Here is an 18017-nt window from a genome sequence, read left to right as displayed (position 1 = left end):
TATAATTTAGTAATCTGCCAATACAATAATTTTATCGCTTATAGGGGCTATGCGTTCTTTTCCATTTAAAAATCCTAGTCCGACAACAAAGCTGAAACCGGCTACTACGCCGCCCATCTCCTTTATCAGATCGCTGGCTGCGCATACGGTGCCGCCGGTAGCTAACAAATCATCATGTAATAAAATATGCTGACCAGGTTCAAAGGCGTCAGTATGCATTTCGATTGTCGCAGTGCCATATTCCAGGTCATACTTTTTCTGACGGATAGTATAGGGCAGCTTTCCAGCCTTGCGTATCGGAATGAAAGGCACACCCAAACAGGTAGCCAACGTCAGCCCAAATAAAAAACCACGACTTTCTACACCGGCAATAGCATCAATACGAGTGCCCTGCAATTGCGCCACAAAAGCATCAACTATATCGGCACAAAGCTTAGGGTCTTTTAAAATGGTGGTAATATCTTTAAATACGATACCCGGCTTCGGGAAATCAGGGATATCTCGTACGGCTGCTTTAATTTGCTGGTCTATCATTTAAAACTTAAATATGGCTCAATTTTACGCAAAATTAGTTTATCCAATATAGCTATATTCTGCATATCGTTTATTGAATGATAATTGCCATGTTGTGTGCGATATTGGATAACGGCGTTAGTTTGTTTATTGGTGAGATATGGAAATTTGCGTAGGCCTTCAAAATCAACCTCATTGATCTTAATTTTGGTGATGTGTGATGTATTAACTGTAACCTGATTTTTAATGGCGGCGTACCTGGTCGTATCAATACCGTAAACTTCTTCAAGTTGCTCCTTATTTAAAAACCCGCCCAATCGTTGACGATACTCAATGATTCGCTGCGCGAAAGCCGGACCGATGCCATGAACGCGGGTTAGCTTTGCTGAGTCGGCGCTGTTTAGTTCAATGGTTTCACCGGCGGCTAATTTATTACTCTCGTATCCTTCGTCAGGGATGTTGATGTATGGCTCTATTCGTTTATAATCTGAATCAGCGATGCCATAGATCTTTTTCACATCCTCTTTTCGATTAAAATGCCCGCCCTTGGCTTCATAGTTTTTGATAATGCCGACTTGCTTATCGCTAAAACCCAATTGTTTCCATTGCTCGGCAGGCAGCTTATTGGGGTTAAAAACAAAAAGAGCGGGCTTGGCTATTTTGGTGTCCGATAAATGCTTGTCAGTTTCGAAATCTTTGCCGCCATTGGCTTGTTTAAGCAGGGTTAGATCATTATTAAATTCTTTCAGATCAATGGGTTCGTCTTTACGAAAATATTGATACAGATAGGGTGCCGCCAGCACTATTGCTATAATAAATAGCAGGACCACCATTCCATTCCACTCTTTCTTTGTGATGGAAAGGTAATTTTTTAGGCGTGATTTCATTGACCAGGTTGAAAAACTCGATTAAAGTAATAATTTTAGAAGATATTTGATGCTACAAATCTATTTACCGAATGAAAATCATAACTACCGAAGAATTTGCCAAGGCCACCAAGCTTGACAGGCTCAAACTACCCGGGCTGGCTTCCTTCTTGATGGAGTTAATGAAAATAAACCAGGTGAACGATCTGTTTGCCCAGGCACAGCCTAAACAAGGCATTGAGTTTATTGATGCGATATTGGCAGGCTGTGGTGTGGAGATTGAATACGATGAGGATGAGTTAAAAAACATACCAGCAAACGGTAGTTTCATCGCGATAGCCAACCACCCTTATGGGGGCATTGAGGGTATGGTTTTGTTAAAAATGCTGTTAATGGCGCGCCCCGACGCCAAGCTGATGGCTAACTTTATTCTGAAGAAGATCCCTAACCTGAGTGATTTCTTTGTAGCAGTAAACCCATTCGAAAATATTGAACATTCATCAAGTATCAGCGGGTTAAAAAGCACTTTACAATTACTGGCAGATGGTACGCCAATAGGCATTTTCCCGGCCGGCGAGGTATCTACCTTTAAACTGGACAAGCAAGAGGTTACCGACAGGTTATGGCACCCAGTAGTAGGCAAGATCATTGCCAAAGCTAAAGTACCGGTAATACCGGTATATTTCCATGGAAACAACGGCTTGTTGTTTAACCTGTTGAGCATGATCCACCCTACTCTGCGTACAGCTAAATTACCATCAGAGCTATTCAATAAGCAAGGTCAAACCATCAGGCTGCGGATAGGCAAACCTATCAAGGTAGAAGACATCCCTGATAATAACAATGCCACCAAAATACTGAGCTACCTGCGGGCCAGAACTTATGCACTGGGCTCTGGATTGGAGGAAGAGAAGAAGATCTTTAGCCCCCGAAATCTCTTCAAAATAAAAAAAAAACAAGAGGAAATAGTTAAGGGCATTGACCCGGCTGCGTTAGAGAAAGAGGTTGGCAAGCTGCGCGAAAACTATATTGTTTGGACAGAAAAAAACTATGAGGTATTTATTGTACCGACATCGACTATCCCCAACATTATTCGTGAAATTGGCCGCCTGCGCGAGGTGACTTTCCGGGAGATTGGCGAGGGCACCAATAAAGCTACCGACCTGGATGAGTACGACATTTATTACCATCACCTTTTTATTTGGGATACCGAGGCTAAAATGATCGTAGGCGCTTATCGCATTGGGTTGGGCGATGAGATTTTTTACAGCCTGGGTAAAGAAGGGTTCTACATTGCCGAGCTGTTTAAGATAAAAGAGCAATTTACCCCGGTACTGCGCAAAAGCCTGGAACTGGGCCGTTCGTGGATCCGTAAGGAATATCAACAAAAACCACTTCCACTATTTTTGCTGTGGAAAGGCATATTGAAGTACTTGATAGACAACCCGCGTTACCAATATCTTATTGGCCCGGTGAGCATCAGCAATACTTTTTCTAAATTCTCAAAGTCTTTGATTGTCGATTACATTAATCGTAATCACTTTGACCATGACATGGCGCAATACGTTAAGCCGCGTAAGAAATTCAAGGTTGATTTCTCGAGTATTGACTCTGACATATTGATGAGTGCTGAAGACAGTTTCAAATCGCTCGATCAATTGATCTCGCAGGTTGAAACCCACAACATGAAGGTGCCGGTGCTATTACGTCAATATATCGGGCTTAACGCCAAGATTATCAGCTTTAACATCGATCCTAAGTTCTCTGATGCGCTGGATGGTTTTCTGGTGCTGGACCTGGAGAACGTGCCGCAGGATACTTTGGATAAGTTGGGGAAGAATTTGTAGAACCCTCCCGGCCTCCCCAATGGGGAGGATAAATAAAACTGTATTATAAAAGAGAAGGCTTTACAAAATGTAAAGCCTTCTCTTTATGCTCTTCAAACTCCTCCCCATTGGGGAGGCCAGGAGGGGTGTTAATATTTCACCCCAAGCTTCTTCAATACCAAACTCAACAACCACATTGGCGCTGTCAGCATAAACTTAAACTCGTTGCTAAACGTCGGCTTTCTACCTTCCAAACGGTAGCCTATAAATTGCGCAACATTGGCCATCGCAAATAAAAACACGCATACTTGCGGCACCAGGTATCCGCCGGCCTTACTGGCAGTTTGTAGCTGGATAACGATGTACACTATCACAAATAAGATCAACAATAGAATATAAGACAACATTGGCGATAAGCGCATGTAGTAATAAACCGAAAAAGCAATCAGGAAGGATCCCCAATTAAGGAAAGCAATATAACTGCCCAAAAACTTTAGCTGTGGGAAAGGTATCGACCATACAAACCCAACTATGCTAAACATAATCAACGGGATGCAGATGTAATTAAGCACCCGGTTAGCCGGCTTTTGGTGAAAGCTTTCGTATTCTTCGATGACCAGATCAACAGGTCGTTTTTCTATTTTTGGTTTTTTCATGACGATTAATACCAGCCTGTCATGCCGAACTCGTTTCGGCATCCCACAGAACAAGCAATTTACTACTTAGCAAGTGGGATGCTGAAACGAGTTCAGCATGACTTCAGGATGTATTTTACTTAGCAAACGCCACCGCACGGGTTTCCCTGATCACTGTAACTTTGATTTGACCCGGATAGGTCATTTCTGTTTGGATACGGTTAGAGATATCGGCAGCCAATACCTCTGATTCGGCATCACTTATCTTTTCGCTCTCAACTACTACACGCAACTCGCGGCCAGCCTGGATAGCAAAAGTTTTCTCGACACCAGGGTATGACAGCGCAAGTTCCTCCAACTCTTTCAAACGTTTGATGTAGCCTTCAACCACCTCGCGGCGTGCGCCCGGACGGGCACCAGAGATAGCATCGCACACCTGGATGATTGGTGACAACATGGAAGTCATCTCTACCTCATCGTGGTGAGCGCCAATAGCGTTACAAACTTCCGGGTGTTCTTTATATTTTTCGGCCAGTTGCATGCCTAAAATTGCGTGTGGCAATTCCGGGTTATCATCAGGCACTTTACCAATATCATGTAGCAAGCCGGCACGTTTTGCCAGTTTTACATTCAGGCCCAACTCGGCAGCCATTGTGGCGCAAAAGTTAGCTACCTCGCGCGAGTGTTGTAGCAGGTTTTGTCCGTAAGACGAACGGTAACGCATACGGCCAACCATTCTGATCAACTCTGGATGCAAACCGGTAATACCTAAATCTATCACGGTACGTTCACCGATCTCTACGATCTCTTCTTCGATTTGTTTTTTAGTTTTAGCAACCACCTCCTCAATACGAGCAGGGTGGATACGACCATCTGTTACCAAACGGTGCATAGCCAAACGGGCTATCTCGCGACGAACCGGGTCAAAGCCTGAAAGGATAATAGCTTCAGGTGTATCATCAACAATGATCTCAATACCGGTAGCAGCTTCCAGCGCGCGGATATTACGTCCCTCGCGACCGATGATACGGCCTTTGATCTCGTCGTTCTCAATATTAAAGATAGATACCGTATTCTCGATAGCGGCCTCTGTAGCGGTACGTTGGATAGTTTGGATAACTATCTTTTTAGCTTCTTTAGTGGCGGTTAGCTTAGCCTCGTCAACAATATCCTTGATTTGGGCCATGGCTTTAGCACGGGCATCCTCACGCAGGTTTTCAACCAATTGATTTTTGGCGTCCTCGGCAGATAAGCCGGCAATGCTTTCCAGCTGAGTTACGTGTTGATTTTTTAGGGCGTCAACCTCTTCTTGTTTCTTTACAACAATTTCTGTCTGGCGCTCCAGATTTTGTTTTACTTTATCTAAATCACCTTCCTTGCGGGTTAGGTTTTCTAATTTAGAATTGAAAGATTGCTCTTTTTGTTTAACACCGTTTTCGCGCTGATTGATATCGTTATTTTTGGCATTAACCTCTTGCTCGTGCTCGGCTTTCATTTGTAAAAAGCGCTCTTTAGCTTCCAACAATTTGTTTTTTCTTAATATCTCGGCATCGTTCTCCGCGTCTTTAAGAATCTTTTTTACTTTGTTTTGAGCGTTGGCTTCCTGATCTTTAAACAGCTTGCGTAGCAGGAAACGCCCTACGACAATGCCTGTGGGAATGCCCGCGAGCAGCCCGATTATAATGTATAAGAATGCATTCATTTTATATTTGGTTTGTTGTTTTGGTAATGGTATATAATAAAAAAACCGCGTCTAAACTTTACGTTTCATGTATTTTAAAAACTTCGATACAGATATTTTAGAATCATGGGTTACCGTTAAACAAAATGAGTAACGCACGCCTCCTTGATCCGTAGATATTGAAGTGTTAAGTTTTTAATAGTGAACGTAAAATTCAACCGCGGTTAAATCTTAATTGGCTCGTTTTAAGCTTTAAGCGAAAAGACCAAAGCTAAAAGCACCTGTATATTGGCAGCTTTGAGCTTTACGCTTTCATCTTTCAGCTTATATTTAAAGAACGTTATTACGACTTTGAAAAAAACTCGGATAATAAATGATCTAACTGATAAACCTTGTCGGCCACTTCCGAATCCTCGACAGTAACCTTTTTCTCTGCCTTTAATGATGATGTTGCATAATGCAATACACTCATGGCCAGCAGATCTTGTTTATCTCTAACGGCATAATTCTCCTGATATTCTTTGATACGATCGTTTATCAGTTTTGCCGCCCTGCGTATTATTTCCTCTTCCTCCATGTTTACCTTTAATGGGTAAACCCTGTCAGCAATATTTATTTTTATTGAGATTTCTCCCATTTGAGCTTGTTCACTTTCTGTATTACTTTTTCAGCAATACAATGCACTTATCTATTTCTTGCACAAATTCGTTAATTTTTTGCTTAATGTCAACACTTTTTTCATTTGTTTCAGAAAATGACTTCGCCAGCTTCACCGCGCGCATCTTTTCATCGAGCTCTTTGGTCTTGTTTTTACTGGCGTTTAGCGCAGCAACCAGGGTATCATTCTCCAGCTTCAGCAAATCGTTCTCCTCCTGCAAGGCAGCGCAAAGCTCTATCAGGCGTTGGGTTTTTTCGATTACTGTGTTAAGCTGTGATGCTGTTGACATTGTTATAATGAGTGATTGAGCGAATGTGCGAATAATTTAATATTGGATATCAACTGATCTCCAATCACCAAACTCTATTTGCGTATCTCCGCTCCTGCTTCTTTCTCTAAGTTATAAATTAGTTTTTGCATTATCGCGTCGATGGCTTTATCGGCCAGGGTTTTCTCTGCGTCTTGTAACACAAAACTCAGTGCATACGATTTTTTGCCTTCAGGCAACTTATCGCCCTGGTAAACATCGAATATCGCCACGTCTTTTAGCAACTTACGCTCGGTGCGTTGCGCTATTTGTTTAAGCTGACCGAAGGTTACGTTCTTATCAATCAGCATAGATAAATCGCGTTTTACGGCCGGGAACTTCGAGATATCCTGGTAAACGATCTTGTTCTTCTTAACCAGCTGCATGATCTGGTCGAAACTAAAGTCGGCATAGAATACCTCTTGGCTTACATCTGCCTTTTTCAAAGCATCTTTAGCAACTAACCCAAACTTCACTAATACTTTGTTGTTTTTGGTGTAGTTCAACCCATACGCCAATTTACTACAGGTAGCCTCTTCGGTTACTACATCATTGATGTTTAGCTTTTGCAGGATACCATCGACAATGGCTTTCAAGTTATAGAACGTGGCTGATGCCGGCTTTTGATTCCACTGCGCAGCGCTGGTAGCACCACTGATAAAGATAGCAAAGCGCTGGCTCTCGTTGTACTTATCTTCCTTGACACTGTAAACCTTACCAAACTCATAGAACTTGATGTCACCGTTCTGGCGGTTGGCGTTATAGGCAATTGCCTCCAGACCCGAATACAACATGGTCTGACGCATCACATCTAAATCGGAGCTTAGCGGGTTCAATATCTTAACCGCCGTTTCCAGATCTGATGAATAAGCCGACTTAGTGAGCGAGTTCGACATAATCTCGTTGAAACCATTGGCGGTAAGCAGGTCGCTCAGTAGGTTTTGTACGGTGTCCTTCTCCGGGCGCGGTGATGCACTTAACGACGCGCGTACTTGCGTCGGGATATAAATGTTGTTATAGCCATAGATGCGCAGGATGTCTTCAATCACGTCCACATCGCGGGTAACGTCCACACGGTATGGCGGCACTTTAAGTATCAAGCCTTCGGCAGATTCACTGACGATATGGATATCCAGCGCAGTGATGATGTTCTTGATCTCTTCGTGAGGGATAACCTGGCCTATCAGACGGTGAACCGTTGAATAGCTCAGATCAACATCAAACGGCGAAACGGGGTTTGGATACAGGTCGATGATGTTTGATGAGATCTCTCCACCGGCTATCTCCTTGATGAGCAAGGCCGCGCGTTTCAGGGCAAAGATTACCATATCCGGGTCGGTACCACGCTCAAAGCGGAACGAGGCATCAGTCTTCAGTCCATGTCTTTTAGCGGTCTTACGTACGGAAACCGCGTTAAAGTAAGCGCTCTCCAGAAAGATAGCCGTAGTTGTAGGTTTAACGCCCGATTCAGCACCACCAAACACACCGGCAATACACATCGGCCCTTCGGCGTCGCAGATCATCAGGTCGTCGGCAGAGAGCTTTCGCTCTACATCGTCAAGGGTTTTGAACAGTGTGCCTTCCGCGCAGTTCTTCACCACTACCCTGTTGCCCTTAATGGCATCGGCGTCGAAAGCGTGTAGGGGCTGGCCCAAGTCATGCAACACATAGTTGGTAGCATCAACCACGTTGTTGATGGAACGCACGCCTATAACAGCCAAACGCTCCTTTAACCATTGCGGCGACTCTTTAACTTCGATACCCGATATAGTTAAGCCGGCATAGCGCGGTGCCGCAGCTGGGTTCTCTACCACTACCTCTATCGGGCGGCTGGTGTTGTCAATCTTAAATGCGGCTATATCGGGCTTGGTAATACCAATCTTCAGGAAGGCAGCAATATCACGGGCGGTGCCCAGGTGCGATACTGCGTCGGCGCGATTGGGGGTTAGCCCTATCTCGTACATGTAATCGTCAGCGACGTTGAAATAGTCTTTTGCCGGTGTGCCTACTTTGGCATCGGCTGCCAAAACCATAATACCGGCATGGTCTGTACCCAAACCTATCTCGTCCTCGGCGCAGATCATACCTTGCGATACCTCGCCGCGGATCTTTGACTCTTTGATCAGGAAGGGTTCGCCGGTTACCGGATACACGGTTGTACCTACGGTAGCCACAACCACCTTTTGTCCGGCAGCTACGTTAGCCGCACCGCATACAATTTGCAGATCCTCTGTGCCACCTACGTCAACCTTAGTAACTTTAAGGCGGTCGGCATTGGGGTGCTGGGCGGTTTCTTTGACGTAACCTATTACCAAACCTTCCAGTCCGCCGGGGATGGCTTGTACTTTATCCACACTCTCTACCTCTAAACCGGTGCCGGTTAATATGGTCGAGATCTCTTGCGGAGTTTTATCTGTTTTAACGAATTCTTTGAGCCAGTTATATGATATCTTCATTACGATGATGCGATAATCGGCAAAGATAGGATTTGGAGGCGAAAGGCGAAAGGTAAAAGGTGAAAGGTTGTCGTTGGTTTATCATACGGTTTAAGGAGGCGCCTACGGAGCCATTATTCGACGTATGTTTGGCTATAAACAGGCAACTCCTACGGAGTTTCCAAGTTAAGGTAGCATCGATCGGTTCCGTAGGAACCTCCTGTTTGTAGCTAATGTATAAATGAGTAGAGGCTCCGTAGGTGCCTCCTTATTATCAGGCGTGTTTTGTTTCACGTGAGTGTACAACAAATGAAACAAGTGAAACACTATTTTTAGCTAAGTATTTAAAAATAAAACACTTGCAAAAATACAGTGAAACAGAATGAAACACCAATCCTAACTTATAAGTCAGATTTTGTTTCACTCTGTTTTTGATAATGCTTAATCTTCGTTCAGATCGTCATCATCTTCGCCCAGGTCCAGCTCGTAAGATGATTCTGACGCTTCATAAGCGCGGGCCAATGCGTCCGACTCGTCAATAGCGGCATCGTCATCTAATTCATCATCCAGTCCGTTAGAATGGATATCCTGCTGGCTTAATTGCTCATCATCTTCGCTTTCAGCATCGTCTAATGGTAATTTATCGTTTGGAGTTATCATGGTAGTGGGTTTTATTTATTGAACTGTCAAATTTAGGGTATGTTTACGGTATCTGCTATTTATCAACGACACAATATATAAAGTGCATACCAAACTATTGGTAGCCACGGAAAAATAGTAAGACTAATTCTTAAAAAGTTGTTGCCCTTGGAAGCATTCCCGCTTTCTTTTTTAAGAATGACCACGATTGAAATTACTAACGCAATTATATAAGCCATCAGCGAGATTACGCAAAGCGCGGTGTAAATCGTCTCTCCTGTACCTTTTAAAACATTCCAAAAAAACGGGACCATCCCAACCAGCATTGTTAAGCCCAAAATTGACGCAATTCTAGGCTTATAGAGAGCGATTACTGACGCTGTGGTAAAAATAATCAATGCTGAAATCAGCGATAGATGTAACCAATCAAAATCGGCATCTTCAGCTGCATTTGAGGCTAATACAACAATCAGTAAACTGAATACAAGTGCCCCCACAATTAAATAACTTGTATATAGCTTTAACATCAAATATTAGATAACAATTCTAAATCTAAATCACCCCCTCATCTGCAAAGCTATAAAACCCATCATTGGTCACTATCAAATGATCCAACACATTAATGTCAAGCAGTTTGCCAGCATTGGCTATTTTCTTAGTGAGGTCGATATCCAACTGACTTGGTTTTAAATTTCCTGAAGGATGATTATGTGCCATCACCACCGACACGGCATTATGCTGCAAAGCGATATGGAAAATAATCTTCGGATCGGCCACGGTGCCGGTTAAGCCACCTTTGCTGATGAGTTCTTTGGCGATCACCTTGCCTCCCTGATTCAATAGCAAGATCCAGAACTCCTCATGGTTCAGATCCATCATAAATGGACGCAGGATTTTGTAAGCATCTTTACTGCCGGTAACGGATTCGGGCACCTTACTTTCGGTATCGTTTCTACGTCGACCAACTTCCAGCGCGGCAATAATAGAAATGGCTTTTGCTTCGCCGATGCCTTTAAATTTCGACAGTTCAGCTACGGAAGCTCTACCCAAATTATTCAGGTCATTACCGTAATGGTGCAAAATACGCTTGCTCAGCTCAACCGCCGACTCGGTGCGACTACCCGACCCAATCAATATGGCAATCAGTTCTGCATCCGTCAAAGCGCGGCGGCCCTGCGTGCTTAGCTTCTCGCGCGGCCGGTCTTCTTCGGCCCAGGCCTTGATACTGATCTTGTTCTCGTAGTTTTCCACGAGGGGAAGTTAGGGAATTTTTGGAAAATTAAAATGAGGATAGTTAGCGTAAACTGTCGCCGAAGGACTCACCCGGTCTTTGCTTCGCTCGACCACCCTCTCTTCCGCAAGCGGGAAAGAGGGTAAAAGAAATTTGTCATTGCGAGCGTAGCGTGGCAATCGCAAGGAGAAAAGCTTAAACGCGTGCGGTTGCTTCGTCATTCCGGCCGCGCAATTACAAATGATAAGTTAACCCTCTTTCCGCCAAAGGTGAAGAGAGGGTCGACGAACGAAGTGATGTCGGGGTGAGTCCCCCCGCGTGCAAATAAAAAAGGCGATAAGTATCAACTTATCGCCTTTTCGCAATTAAAAATATCTGTAATTAAGCTATTAGCTTAAAGTGTTTACAAATTTAGTAAGCTTCGATTTATTGTTTGAAGCTTTGTTTTTGTGGATAACGTTTTTCTTAGCCAAACGGTCAAGCATAGAGATCACTTTAGACAAAAGAGGAGCAGCGTCAGCCTTGCTGGTAGTTGTTCTCAATTTCTTGATAGCGTTTCTGGTAGTTTTAGCTTGGTAACGGTTACGTAAACGCTTCGCAGCGTTAGCTCTGATCCTTTTTATTGATGATTTATGATTTGCCATTTTAGCTTGTTATTCTATTCGTTATTTAAGGACTGCAAATATAGGGACTTTTATTATAATGTCAAATGTCTTTTTAAAATATTTTTTATTATCTTTTTTGTCATTGCGAGGAGGAACGACGAAGCAATCGCAAGGATGCAATATTCGCGATTGCCACGCTACGCTCGCAATGACAAAACAACAATGCTTTTGTAAGTTATTTTCCTAAATTTACCCTACATCTACCAAAATTACCAATATGAAACAAAAATTCCATTACGCCACCATTAGCGAAGCTGTAGAACAACTCAAAGCCCAGGGCTTTACGCTTGACCTTAGCTTAGAAAACGATCATTTTAAAGCTGATGGTGCTGTATATCCGGCAGATGAGTTTGAGATCGTCGATCTGTACCGCTATGAAGGTGCGTCTGACCCGGCCGATGAAGCAACAGCTTATGCTTTAACTTCAAAATCGGGCTTAAAAGGAATTTTAGTAACCGGCTACGGCGCCACGGCCGACGATGAACAAGCCGAAGAAACGCTAAAGGCTTTGCACTATAAGTACCAGCAGGCGCAGCAATAAATGAGCTCTAAGTCTGAAAAGAAAAAACTGGCCAAAATAAGGGAACAATGGGGCAAGCCTAAATACATCAACCGAAACTTTAATTTAATTGCCGGTTATTTAAATATCCGGGGCCAAAGTGCTATAGCAGAAAGTACCGCCAACGATCTCGATGTTGACGGTATATTTGCCTATTTCGATCGCACGTCGTCTAAACCCGGGCAGCAGTATCTTTATCAAAAACTGCATCAGCCTGAAATTTCTGAGGCTTACTTTAAAAAGCTCGAGGATCATATCGCGATAGTTAATAAGGATCGGGATCTAAGAGACCGCGCACAACTCAAACTGTCGAACTTAAGCGACAGGGACGCTTACAATCTGCCCACTTTATTCAATAAACAGCAACACCCCATTTTTGGACGGCTGGCAACAGCCTATATATGTACCGCACCCTGGTTAACCGGGTTATTGATCATCAGCTTATTTATCAAATTAAACCAGTTTGCCTTTGCGGCAGCGCTAATTTTAGTGGTGATCAACGTAGGGATGCATTACTTTAATAAGTTTAAGGTATTGGCCTATACGCATTTGTTACCGCAACTTTTGATATTGTATAACACATCAGAGTGGCTTAACGACAACAAATTAGTACAAGACGATATTGATGAAAGTTTAGCCAATGTAGCCAAGTTGAAAAAATCGCTGGGGTTCATCAACGTTGAAAATGCCATGAATGCCGACCCGACGAACCTGACCTTTATGGTATCTGAGTGGTTTAAAATGTTCCTGGCTATTGAACCTTTGGTATTTGTATACTCTATAAGCCGGGTTAATAAATACCTGGACGATATAAAAGCGCTGTATGAAGCCACAGCTAAAGTTGATATGGCTATAGCCATTCAATCTGTACGAGACGGAGTAACGCATTATTGCCTGCCGCAATTTTTGCCTGCCGATGAAAATATTACCATCAAGGATCTTTATCACCCATTAATTGAAAATTGTGTAGTCAACTCTATTACGATTGACAACAAACAAGGCGTTTTAATTACCGGCTCAAACATGTCGGGCAAAACAACTTTTATACGGTCGGTAGCTATCAATGCTTTACTGTCGCAAACTATTAATACCAGTTTCGCTACAAGTTACAGCGCGCCGCCTTTAAATATATTGACCAGTATTGATATCAATGACGAGCTTGACGAAAGCAGAAGCTATTTCCAGGTAGAAGCTATATCGGTAAAAAACATGATGGATAGTGTGGCAAACAGCAAGCCAGTTAATAGCCTGGTAATTATTGATGAGATTTTTAGAGGGACAAATACCATAGAAAGAATTGCAGCGGCAAAAGCCGTACTGAGTTACTTGATAGCCAATCAAAGTTTTGTGTTTGTATCTACCCATGATTTAGAACTTGCCGGCTTACTGGGACAGGACTACAAAGTATTTTCTTTTGAGGAGCTGATTGGCGATGACCGGTTGATCTTTGATTATAAGCTTAAAGAAGGGCTGCTTAAAAACCGTAATGGCATAGCGGTTTTAAAAGCTTTGGGGTACCCGGATAGTGTGATTGATGAGGCCAATAATATCAGTATTACGTTGCGTAATAAATATGATTTGTAAATTTATAAGGTAAGTATAGCCAATAAATAAACCCGGATCTATGAAGAGGTGTCTTTCGATATATCTTACAGCAACTGTTCTGGTTTTACTTTGCTCTTCCTGGGGATTTTTTGCGCATTACCGCATTAACCGATTGGCTGTTTTTACGCTGCCTAAAGCCATGACGGGTTTTTATAGGGCCAACATCGATTTCATTACCCAGCATGCCATCAGCGCCGACAAACGGCGCTATGTAGACTCGCTGGAGGCGCCCCGCCATTATTTAAACGCCGATCATTACGGCAAGCAGCCATTTCGTTTTATTCCGGAGCGATGGGATGACGCGGTAGTAAAATATTCGGAGGATACGTTGAAAAAGTACGGCACCGTGCCCTGGACCATCCAATACAACTATTATAAACTGGTTAATGCCTTTAAAGGGCATGACACCACGGATATTCTTATCGCCTCATCAAACCTTGGGCATTATGTAGCCGATGCACACGTACCTTTACATCTCACCCAAAACTACAATGGACAATTAACCGGGCAAACCGGCCTGCACGCACTATGGGAAAGCCGCCTGCCCGAACTTTTCGCCGCTAACTATAACTGCTATGCAGGTAAAGCACGCTATATTGAAAATCCGCTTAAAGAAGCGTTCAAGATCTGCCAAACGTCTTTTAGCGAGGTCGATTCAGTTTTACGAATTGAAAAGACTTTAAGCAAATCCTACCCCGATAGTAAAAAATATATGATGGTCATGCACGGTAAGAGAGCGGTTAAGGATTATTCCGTAGCGTACAGTCGCGATTACCAGCACTTACTGCATGGCATGGTGCAAAGGCGCATGCGCTCGGCAATTTTGTCGGTAGGTAGTTTCTGGTACTCGGCCTGGGTAGACGCCGGGCAGCCGGATTTGAATAAGTTGATTAAACGGCCGTTAATGCGATCTCAGCTACAAAAAATCCAACAGGAGGAAATGATTTTCCGCTCGGGTAAGATTGGCCCTTTTGAGATTCAAAAGGAAGAGGAGTAATTATAGGGGACGCAAGATTAGCAGGAGACGCAAAATATTGCGTCTCTACGTAGTTTTTCTTTTTCCACCTTTTACCGCTGCTATAATCGCCGGAATAACTGATACCAAAATGATAGCGATCCCAATCAGCGAGAAATGTGCTTTAAAGAAAGGCACGTTACCCAGCATATATCCGGCAAACAAGAACAAGAAAATCCATGCCGAGCCACCTATAATATTATACAAACTGTAGCGCACCAATGGCATACGCCCCACCCCGGCCACAAACGGCGCAATGGTGCGAATGATAGGCATAAAACGGCTAATTATTACAGCCTTACCACCATGTTTGTCAAAGAAAGCTTTGGTTTCCAGGTAATAATCCAACTTAAGTATTTTGTTTTTTTCCTTAAACACCTTCGGCCCCAGGAATTTCCCGAGCATATAATTAAGCGTGTTGCCCGTAAAGGCTGCTACAATTAAAATAAAGGTAAGCAGGTAAATCTCCAAGCCTGAGTTACCGCCGGCAATCAAGGCACCGGCCGCAAACAATAATGAGTCGCCGGGTAAAAATGGGGTTACCACAAAACCGGTTTCGGCAAAAATGATGGCAAAAAGTATAAGGTAGGTCCAGCCCTGGTATTGACTGGTAATGAGCACCAGGTGCTTATCTATGTGTAATATAAAGTCGATTACGGATTTTATCAGTTCCAATATGATTGATTTTGGCGCAAAAATATAAATATATCCCGGTAAAGCTTAGCGGTTATTAATTATACCGGTTCCAAATTTCACCGAATCGGCCCCACCGGCCAGCCCGCGGCAATAAAGCGTATATACTTTGCCGTCGGCAATAGTTACGTTCGGGAAATCAGATATAACCGAGGTTTGGCCGTTTGGTATTATTTTAAAGTCGTAATTACCCGGTGGCACCTGTATAAATGAAGTAACACTTTTGTATCGCTGTTTTTGAAATGCCAATGTACCATTGGCAAAAACATCAAAAGAGTTAGAGTCTGGCGATGCATTAACAAACCTTAGTTTACCGCGGCCCGCAGTTGGTGGAGCCGCTGTATCTGTGACAAATATCCCGGCAACGCTGTTATCGGCGCGGAAACCACTGACAAATAGTGTGTATTTATAATTCCGTTTCAGTTCTGCATTGATCGTTATCAAAGGATCAACAGCTATTAACGGGTTAAAAGATTTAATCTGTATAGGCGGATCAACTCTACTTAATGAAAAATATCCCGAAGGATAAGAATATGAATAAGCGGTCAGATTTTGTTTAACAAGCCCAACATATAAATAAATAGGTTGCAAATCGGGGCTTACGTTAACCACCTGGAACTGAATTCCGGAGGTAGTAGGCGCCACATTAGCACCCTTGCCGCACGATGCAATAAAAGGCACTATTATAACCCCTGTACAAAACAGGAACACAAAAAATATGGGTTTAATTTTGGCGGTCATTGTCATAGTTAATGTACGGTTGGTAATATCCGCGCCCCCAGCGCATTGGCACCCGTGCCTTTGATCAATCCTTTTGAAAACAGGGTGTATGACACACCGGCAGAGAGCGTTATATTGCCAGATGCAAATGGTGCAGATTCTCCCTGCCTTGTCATCGAATAAAAAACCGCACCGGCGGGTACTTCAACAAACGAGGTAGCCGATTTAAATGCGCAGCTTTTAAATATTGGATAGGTACTGATGGTAAAATCAATATCCCCCGCGTCAGGCGAGGCATTTACATATCGTATAAAGGTATTGCTTGCGCCTTTCGCGGTGTCAACGAAAAGTACGTCTTGTAATAGAAATACGTTATCGGCCGATTCGCCAGCCACAAACAAGCTATAAAAGCTTGAGTCATTAAGGCTAAGCGGCAAATCAATCAAAGTGTTTACATTGCCTGCCTTTTTAAATTGGTAACGCTGAGCACCCGCGGTAATTTCCAGATTTTGATATTGACCAAACGGCACCAGGTTTGAACCGCTGTTTATACGGGTACCGTTTTCGTAAATGTTCAGTGTATCGCTACTTGCGTTTACCACGGTTATGAGGTTGTTAGTAACAGGTGCAAGCTGCTCACCATCTTTCTTACAAGAGTAGAAGACGCCGATCATCGCCGCAAACACTACTAATATTATTATTCTGTTATTCATAAATCACCAGATGCTATATAACTGCATAATTACAGCTTTTGTTATCATGGTCAATAAAAAAGTCCGGTTTTTAAGACCCGGACTATGGTTTTTATATTTTAATTTCTTTTAAAGCGATATTTATGCGTAGCTATTCAGCATAACCGGCATCACCAGCATTAGTACATCTTCGTTTTCATCACCGCCCTGTGGTAGCAACAAACCGGCACGGTTAGGGGTCGACATTTCCAAAGTCACTTCTTCGCCGCTCAGGTTTTTTAGCATTTCTATCAGAAAACGGGCGTTAAAGCCAATTTCCATGTCCTCGCCTTCATACTGGCAGCCTAAACGCTCATGAGCCTCGTTAGCAAAGTCAATATCTTCTGACGAGATGTGCAGCTCGCTGCCGGTGATCTTTAAACGCACCTGATGCGTGGTTTTGTTAGCGTAAATAGCTACACGGCTTAATGAGCCTAAGAAAGCCACACGATCGATACTTAATTTATTAGGGTTATTCAACGGGATAACCGCTTCGTAATCCGGGTAGCGCTCGTCTATCAGGCGGCACACCAGGTTAATGTTGTTAAATTTAAAGAAAGCGCTGGTACTGTTGTATTCAACAGATACATTCACGTCATCGCTTGGCAAAGCCGACTTTAACAGTGTTAAAGCTTTCTTTGGCAGGATGAACGAAGTGGTAGACTCTGCTTTAGCATCTAAACGGCGATAGCGTACCAATTTATGCGCGTCGGTAGCAACGAAAGTTAAGTACTGGCTTGATAACTGGCAGTAAACACCTGTCATGGCCGGGCGCAGTTCGTCATTACTTACCGCGAAAATGGTTTTGTTAATCGCCTCGGCTAAAACTGAAGCTGGCAGGTTAACAGACGATGCATTCTCAACCACCGGAATTTTAGGGAAGTCCTCACCGTTCTCGCCGCTTAATTTATACTTTCCGTCGCCGGCGTTAATCTCGATAGCAAACGTAGCATCATCAACAGAGAAAGCAACCGGCTGCTCAGGCAATGATTTTAAAGTATCTAACAAGATGCGCGATGGAATTGCAATTCTGCCGTTTTCTTTCGACTCCACAGTAAGCGAGGTAGTCATGCTGGTTTGCAGGTCGGTAGCAGAAATGGTTAAGTTTCCATCCTTTATCTCAAACAAAAAGTTCTCCAGTATAGGCAATACGGTACTGCTGCTTAGTGCACCGCTCACAGACTGTAGTTGCTTTAGTAATGTCGATGTGGAAACTATGAATCTCATATATAAATTAA

19 protein-coding genes are annotated in these 18017 nt (G+C 43.3%); 4 read left to right on the top strand and 15 right to left on the bottom strand.

Annotation, left to right across the window (positions count from 1 at the left end):
- Positions 1 to 6 precede the first annotated feature (6 nt).
- Together HB679_RS08285 and HB679_RS08280 are read right to left on the bottom strand one after the other, a co-directional pair.
- On the bottom strand, positions 7 to 534 hold the full coding sequence (locus tag HB679_RS08285) for an adenine phosphoribosyltransferase (protein WP_214071498.1): 528 nt from the start codon (positions 532 to 534) through the stop codon (positions 7 to 9).
- Positions 531 to 1400, bottom strand: coding sequence for a helix-hairpin-helix domain-containing protein (locus HB679_RS08280; RefSeq protein WP_214071497.1), 870 nt, complete (start codon positions 1398 to 1400; stop codon positions 531 to 533). Before HB679_RS08280 ends, HB679_RS08285 begins: the two co-directional genes overlap by 4 nt.
- A 71-nt stretch (positions 1401 to 1471) precedes the next feature.
- Between HB679_RS08280 and HB679_RS08275 the strand changes: the two genes are divergently transcribed.
- Entirely contained in the window at positions 1472 to 3226 is a 1755-nt protein-coding gene (locus HB679_RS08275; protein ID WP_214071496.1) for a GNAT family N-acyltransferase, read from the top strand.
- Positions 3227 to 3354: 128 nt separating this feature from the next.
- Here the strand turns inward: HB679_RS08275 and HB679_RS08270 are convergent, their stop codons facing one another.
- The 9 genes from HB679_RS08270 to rpsT all read right to left on the bottom strand — a co-directional run bounded on the left by HB679_RS08270 (position 3355) and on the right by rpsT (position 11435).
- On the bottom strand, positions 3355 to 3861 hold the full coding sequence (locus tag HB679_RS08270) for an Mpo1-like protein (RefSeq protein WP_255547561.1): 507 nt from the start codon (positions 3859 to 3861) through the stop codon (positions 3355 to 3357).
- A 115-nt stretch (positions 3862 to 3976) separates the two neighbouring features.
- Positions 3977 to 5542 carry a ribonuclease Y gene (gene rny, locus HB679_RS08265; RefSeq protein WP_214071494.1) on the bottom strand — a complete coding sequence of 522 codons (1566 nt, stop codon included), beginning with the start codon at positions 5540 to 5542 and terminating at the stop codon, positions 3977 to 3979.
- Positions 5543 to 5864: 322 nt separating this feature from the next.
- On the bottom strand, positions 5865 to 6158 hold the full coding sequence (locus HB679_RS08260) for a cell division protein ZapA (RefSeq protein WP_214071493.1): 294 nt from the start codon (positions 6156 to 6158) through the stop codon (positions 5865 to 5867).
- 22 nt (positions 6159 to 6180) lie between these two features.
- Complete coding sequence (locus tag HB679_RS08255; RefSeq protein ID WP_214071492.1) at positions 6181 to 6468, bottom strand: hypothetical protein; 288 nt, start codon at positions 6466 to 6468, stop codon at positions 6181 to 6183.
- 74 nt (positions 6469 to 6542) lie between these two features.
- A complete protein-coding gene (gene pheT, locus HB679_RS08250; RefSeq protein ID WP_214071491.1) occupies positions 6543 to 8942 on the bottom strand; it encodes a phenylalanine--tRNA ligase subunit beta in 2400 nt (799 codons plus the stop codon).
- 420 nt (positions 8943 to 9362) lie between these two features.
- Complete coding sequence (locus HB679_RS08245; RefSeq protein WP_214071490.1) at positions 9363 to 9581, bottom strand: hypothetical protein; 219 nt, start codon at positions 9579 to 9581, stop codon at positions 9363 to 9365.
- Positions 9582 to 9643: 62 nt separating this feature from the next.
- On the bottom strand, positions 9644 to 10087 hold the full coding sequence (locus HB679_RS08240; RefSeq protein WP_214071489.1) for a hypothetical protein: 444 nt from the start codon (positions 10085 to 10087) through the stop codon (positions 9644 to 9646).
- A 25-nt stretch (positions 10088 to 10112) separates the two neighbouring features.
- Positions 10113 to 10811 (bottom strand): DNA repair protein RadC, encoded by a 699-nt coding sequence (gene radC / locus HB679_RS08235; RefSeq protein WP_214071488.1) that lies wholly within the window; start codon positions 10809 to 10811, stop codon positions 10113 to 10115.
- A gap of 369 nt (positions 10812 to 11180) precedes the next feature.
- Positions 11181 to 11435 (bottom strand): 30S ribosomal protein S20, encoded by a 255-nt coding sequence (gene rpsT, locus HB679_RS08230; RefSeq protein ID WP_214071487.1) that lies wholly within the window; start codon positions 11433 to 11435, stop codon positions 11181 to 11183.
- 238 nt (positions 11436 to 11673) lie between these two features.
- On the opposite strand from rpsT, the gene HB679_RS08225 reads away from it, so the two are divergent.
- Genes HB679_RS08225 through HB679_RS08215 form a run of 3 tightly spaced genes read left to right on the top strand, consistent with a single transcriptional unit; the run spans position 11674 to position 14617 of the window.
- Positions 11674 to 11997, top strand: a complete 324-nt coding sequence (locus HB679_RS08225; protein WP_214071486.1) for a phosphoribosylpyrophosphate synthetase — start codon at positions 11674 to 11676, stop codon at positions 11995 to 11997.
- Positions 11998 to 13599, top strand: coding sequence for a hypothetical protein (locus HB679_RS08220; protein WP_214071485.1), 1602 nt, complete (start codon positions 11998 to 12000; stop codon positions 13597 to 13599). It abuts the gene before it with no gap.
- 40 nt (positions 13600 to 13639) lie between these two features.
- On the top strand, positions 13640 to 14617 hold the full coding sequence (locus HB679_RS08215; protein ID WP_214071484.1) for a zinc dependent phospholipase C family protein: 978 nt from the start codon (positions 13640 to 13642) through the stop codon (positions 14615 to 14617).
- Between the two features lie 45 nt (positions 14618 to 14662).
- On the opposite strand, the gene HB679_RS08210 is transcribed toward HB679_RS08215, so the two are convergent.
- The 4 genes from HB679_RS08210 to dnaN all read right to left on the bottom strand — a co-directional run bounded on the left by HB679_RS08210 (position 14663) and on the right by dnaN (position 18006).
- Positions 14663 to 15310 carry a VTT domain-containing protein gene (locus HB679_RS08210; RefSeq protein ID WP_214071483.1) on the bottom strand — a complete coding sequence of 216 codons (648 nt, stop codon included), beginning with the start codon at positions 15308 to 15310 and terminating at the stop codon, positions 14663 to 14665.
- A gap of 45 nt (positions 15311 to 15355) precedes the next feature.
- Positions 15356 to 16069 (bottom strand): DUF4397 domain-containing protein, encoded by a 714-nt coding sequence (locus tag HB679_RS08205; protein WP_214071482.1) that lies wholly within the window; start codon positions 16067 to 16069, stop codon positions 15356 to 15358.
- Between the two features lie 8 nt (positions 16070 to 16077).
- On the bottom strand, positions 16078 to 16761 hold the full coding sequence (locus HB679_RS08200) for a DUF4397 domain-containing protein (protein ID WP_214071481.1): 684 nt from the start codon (positions 16759 to 16761) through the stop codon (positions 16078 to 16080).
- 120 nt (positions 16762 to 16881) lie between these two features.
- Positions 16882 to 18006, bottom strand: a complete 1125-nt coding sequence (gene dnaN / locus HB679_RS08195) for a DNA polymerase III subunit beta (RefSeq protein ID WP_214071480.1) — start codon at positions 18004 to 18006, stop codon at positions 16882 to 16884.
- Positions 18007 to 18017: the final 11 nt, after the last annotated feature.

It is taken from the genome of Mucilaginibacter sp. dw_454, assembly GCF_018449775.1.
GTDB lineage: Bacteria > Bacteroidota > Bacteroidia > Sphingobacteriales > Sphingobacteriaceae > Mucilaginibacter.
This window is presented reverse-complemented; position numbering and strand designations above follow the sequence as displayed.

Bases quoted from the DNA above. Each gene is read 5' to 3' on its own strand.
- HB679_RS08285 (WP_214071498.1), bottom strand. From the start codon at position 534: ATGATAGACCAGCAAATTAAAGCAGCCGTACGAGATATCCCTGATTTC.
- HB679_RS08225 (WP_214071486.1), top strand. From the start codon at position 11,674: ATGAAACAAAAATTCCATTACGCCACCATTAGCGAAGCTGTAGAACAA.
- HB679_RS08270 (WP_255547561.1), bottom strand. From the start codon at position 3,861: ATGAAAAAACCAAAAATAGAAAAACGACCTGTTGATCTGGTCATCGAA.
- HB679_RS08205 (WP_214071482.1), bottom strand. From the start codon at position 16,069: ATGACCGCCAAAATTAAACCCATATTTTTTGTGTTCCTGTTTTGTACA.
- pheT (WP_214071491.1), bottom strand. From the start codon at position 8,942: ATGAAGATATCATATAACTGGCTCAAAGAATTCGTTAAAACAGATAAA.
- HB679_RS08240 (WP_214071489.1), bottom strand. From the start codon at position 10,087: ATGTTAAAGCTATATACAAGTTATTTAATTGTGGGGGCACTTGTATTC.
- dnaN (WP_214071480.1), bottom strand. From the start codon at position 18,006: ATGAGATTCATAGTTTCCACATCGACATTACTAAAGCAACTACAGTCT.
- HB679_RS08245 (WP_214071490.1), bottom strand. From the start codon at position 9,581: ATGATAACTCCAAACGATAAATTACCATTAGACGATGCTGAAAGCGAA.
- HB679_RS08275 (WP_214071496.1), top strand. From the start codon at position 1,472: ATGAAAATCATAACTACCGAAGAATTTGCCAAGGCCACCAAGCTTGAC.
- HB679_RS08215 (WP_214071484.1), top strand. From the start codon at position 13,640: ATGAAGAGGTGTCTTTCGATATATCTTACAGCAACTGTTCTGGTTTTA.
- HB679_RS08280 (WP_214071497.1), bottom strand. From the start codon at position 1,400: ATGAAATCACGCCTAAAAAATTACCTTTCCATCACAAAGAAAGAGTGG.
- rny (WP_214071494.1), bottom strand. From the start codon at position 5,542: ATGAATGCATTCTTATACATTATAATCGGGCTGCTCGCGGGCATTCCC.
- HB679_RS08260 (WP_214071493.1), bottom strand. From the start codon at position 6,158: ATGGGAGAAATCTCAATAAAAATAAATATTGCTGACAGGGTTTACCCA.
- rpsT (WP_214071487.1), bottom strand. From the start codon at position 11,435: ATGGCAAATCATAAATCATCAATAAAAAGGATCAGAGCTAACGCTGCG.
- HB679_RS08255 (WP_214071492.1), bottom strand. From the start codon at position 6,468: ATGTCAACAGCATCACAGCTTAACACAGTAATCGAAAAAACCCAACGC.
- HB679_RS08200 (WP_214071481.1), bottom strand. From the start codon at position 16,761: ATGAATAACAGAATAATAATATTAGTAGTGTTTGCGGCGATGATCGGC.
- HB679_RS08220 (WP_214071485.1), top strand. From the start codon at position 11,998: ATGAGCTCTAAGTCTGAAAAGAAAAAACTGGCCAAAATAAGGGAACAA.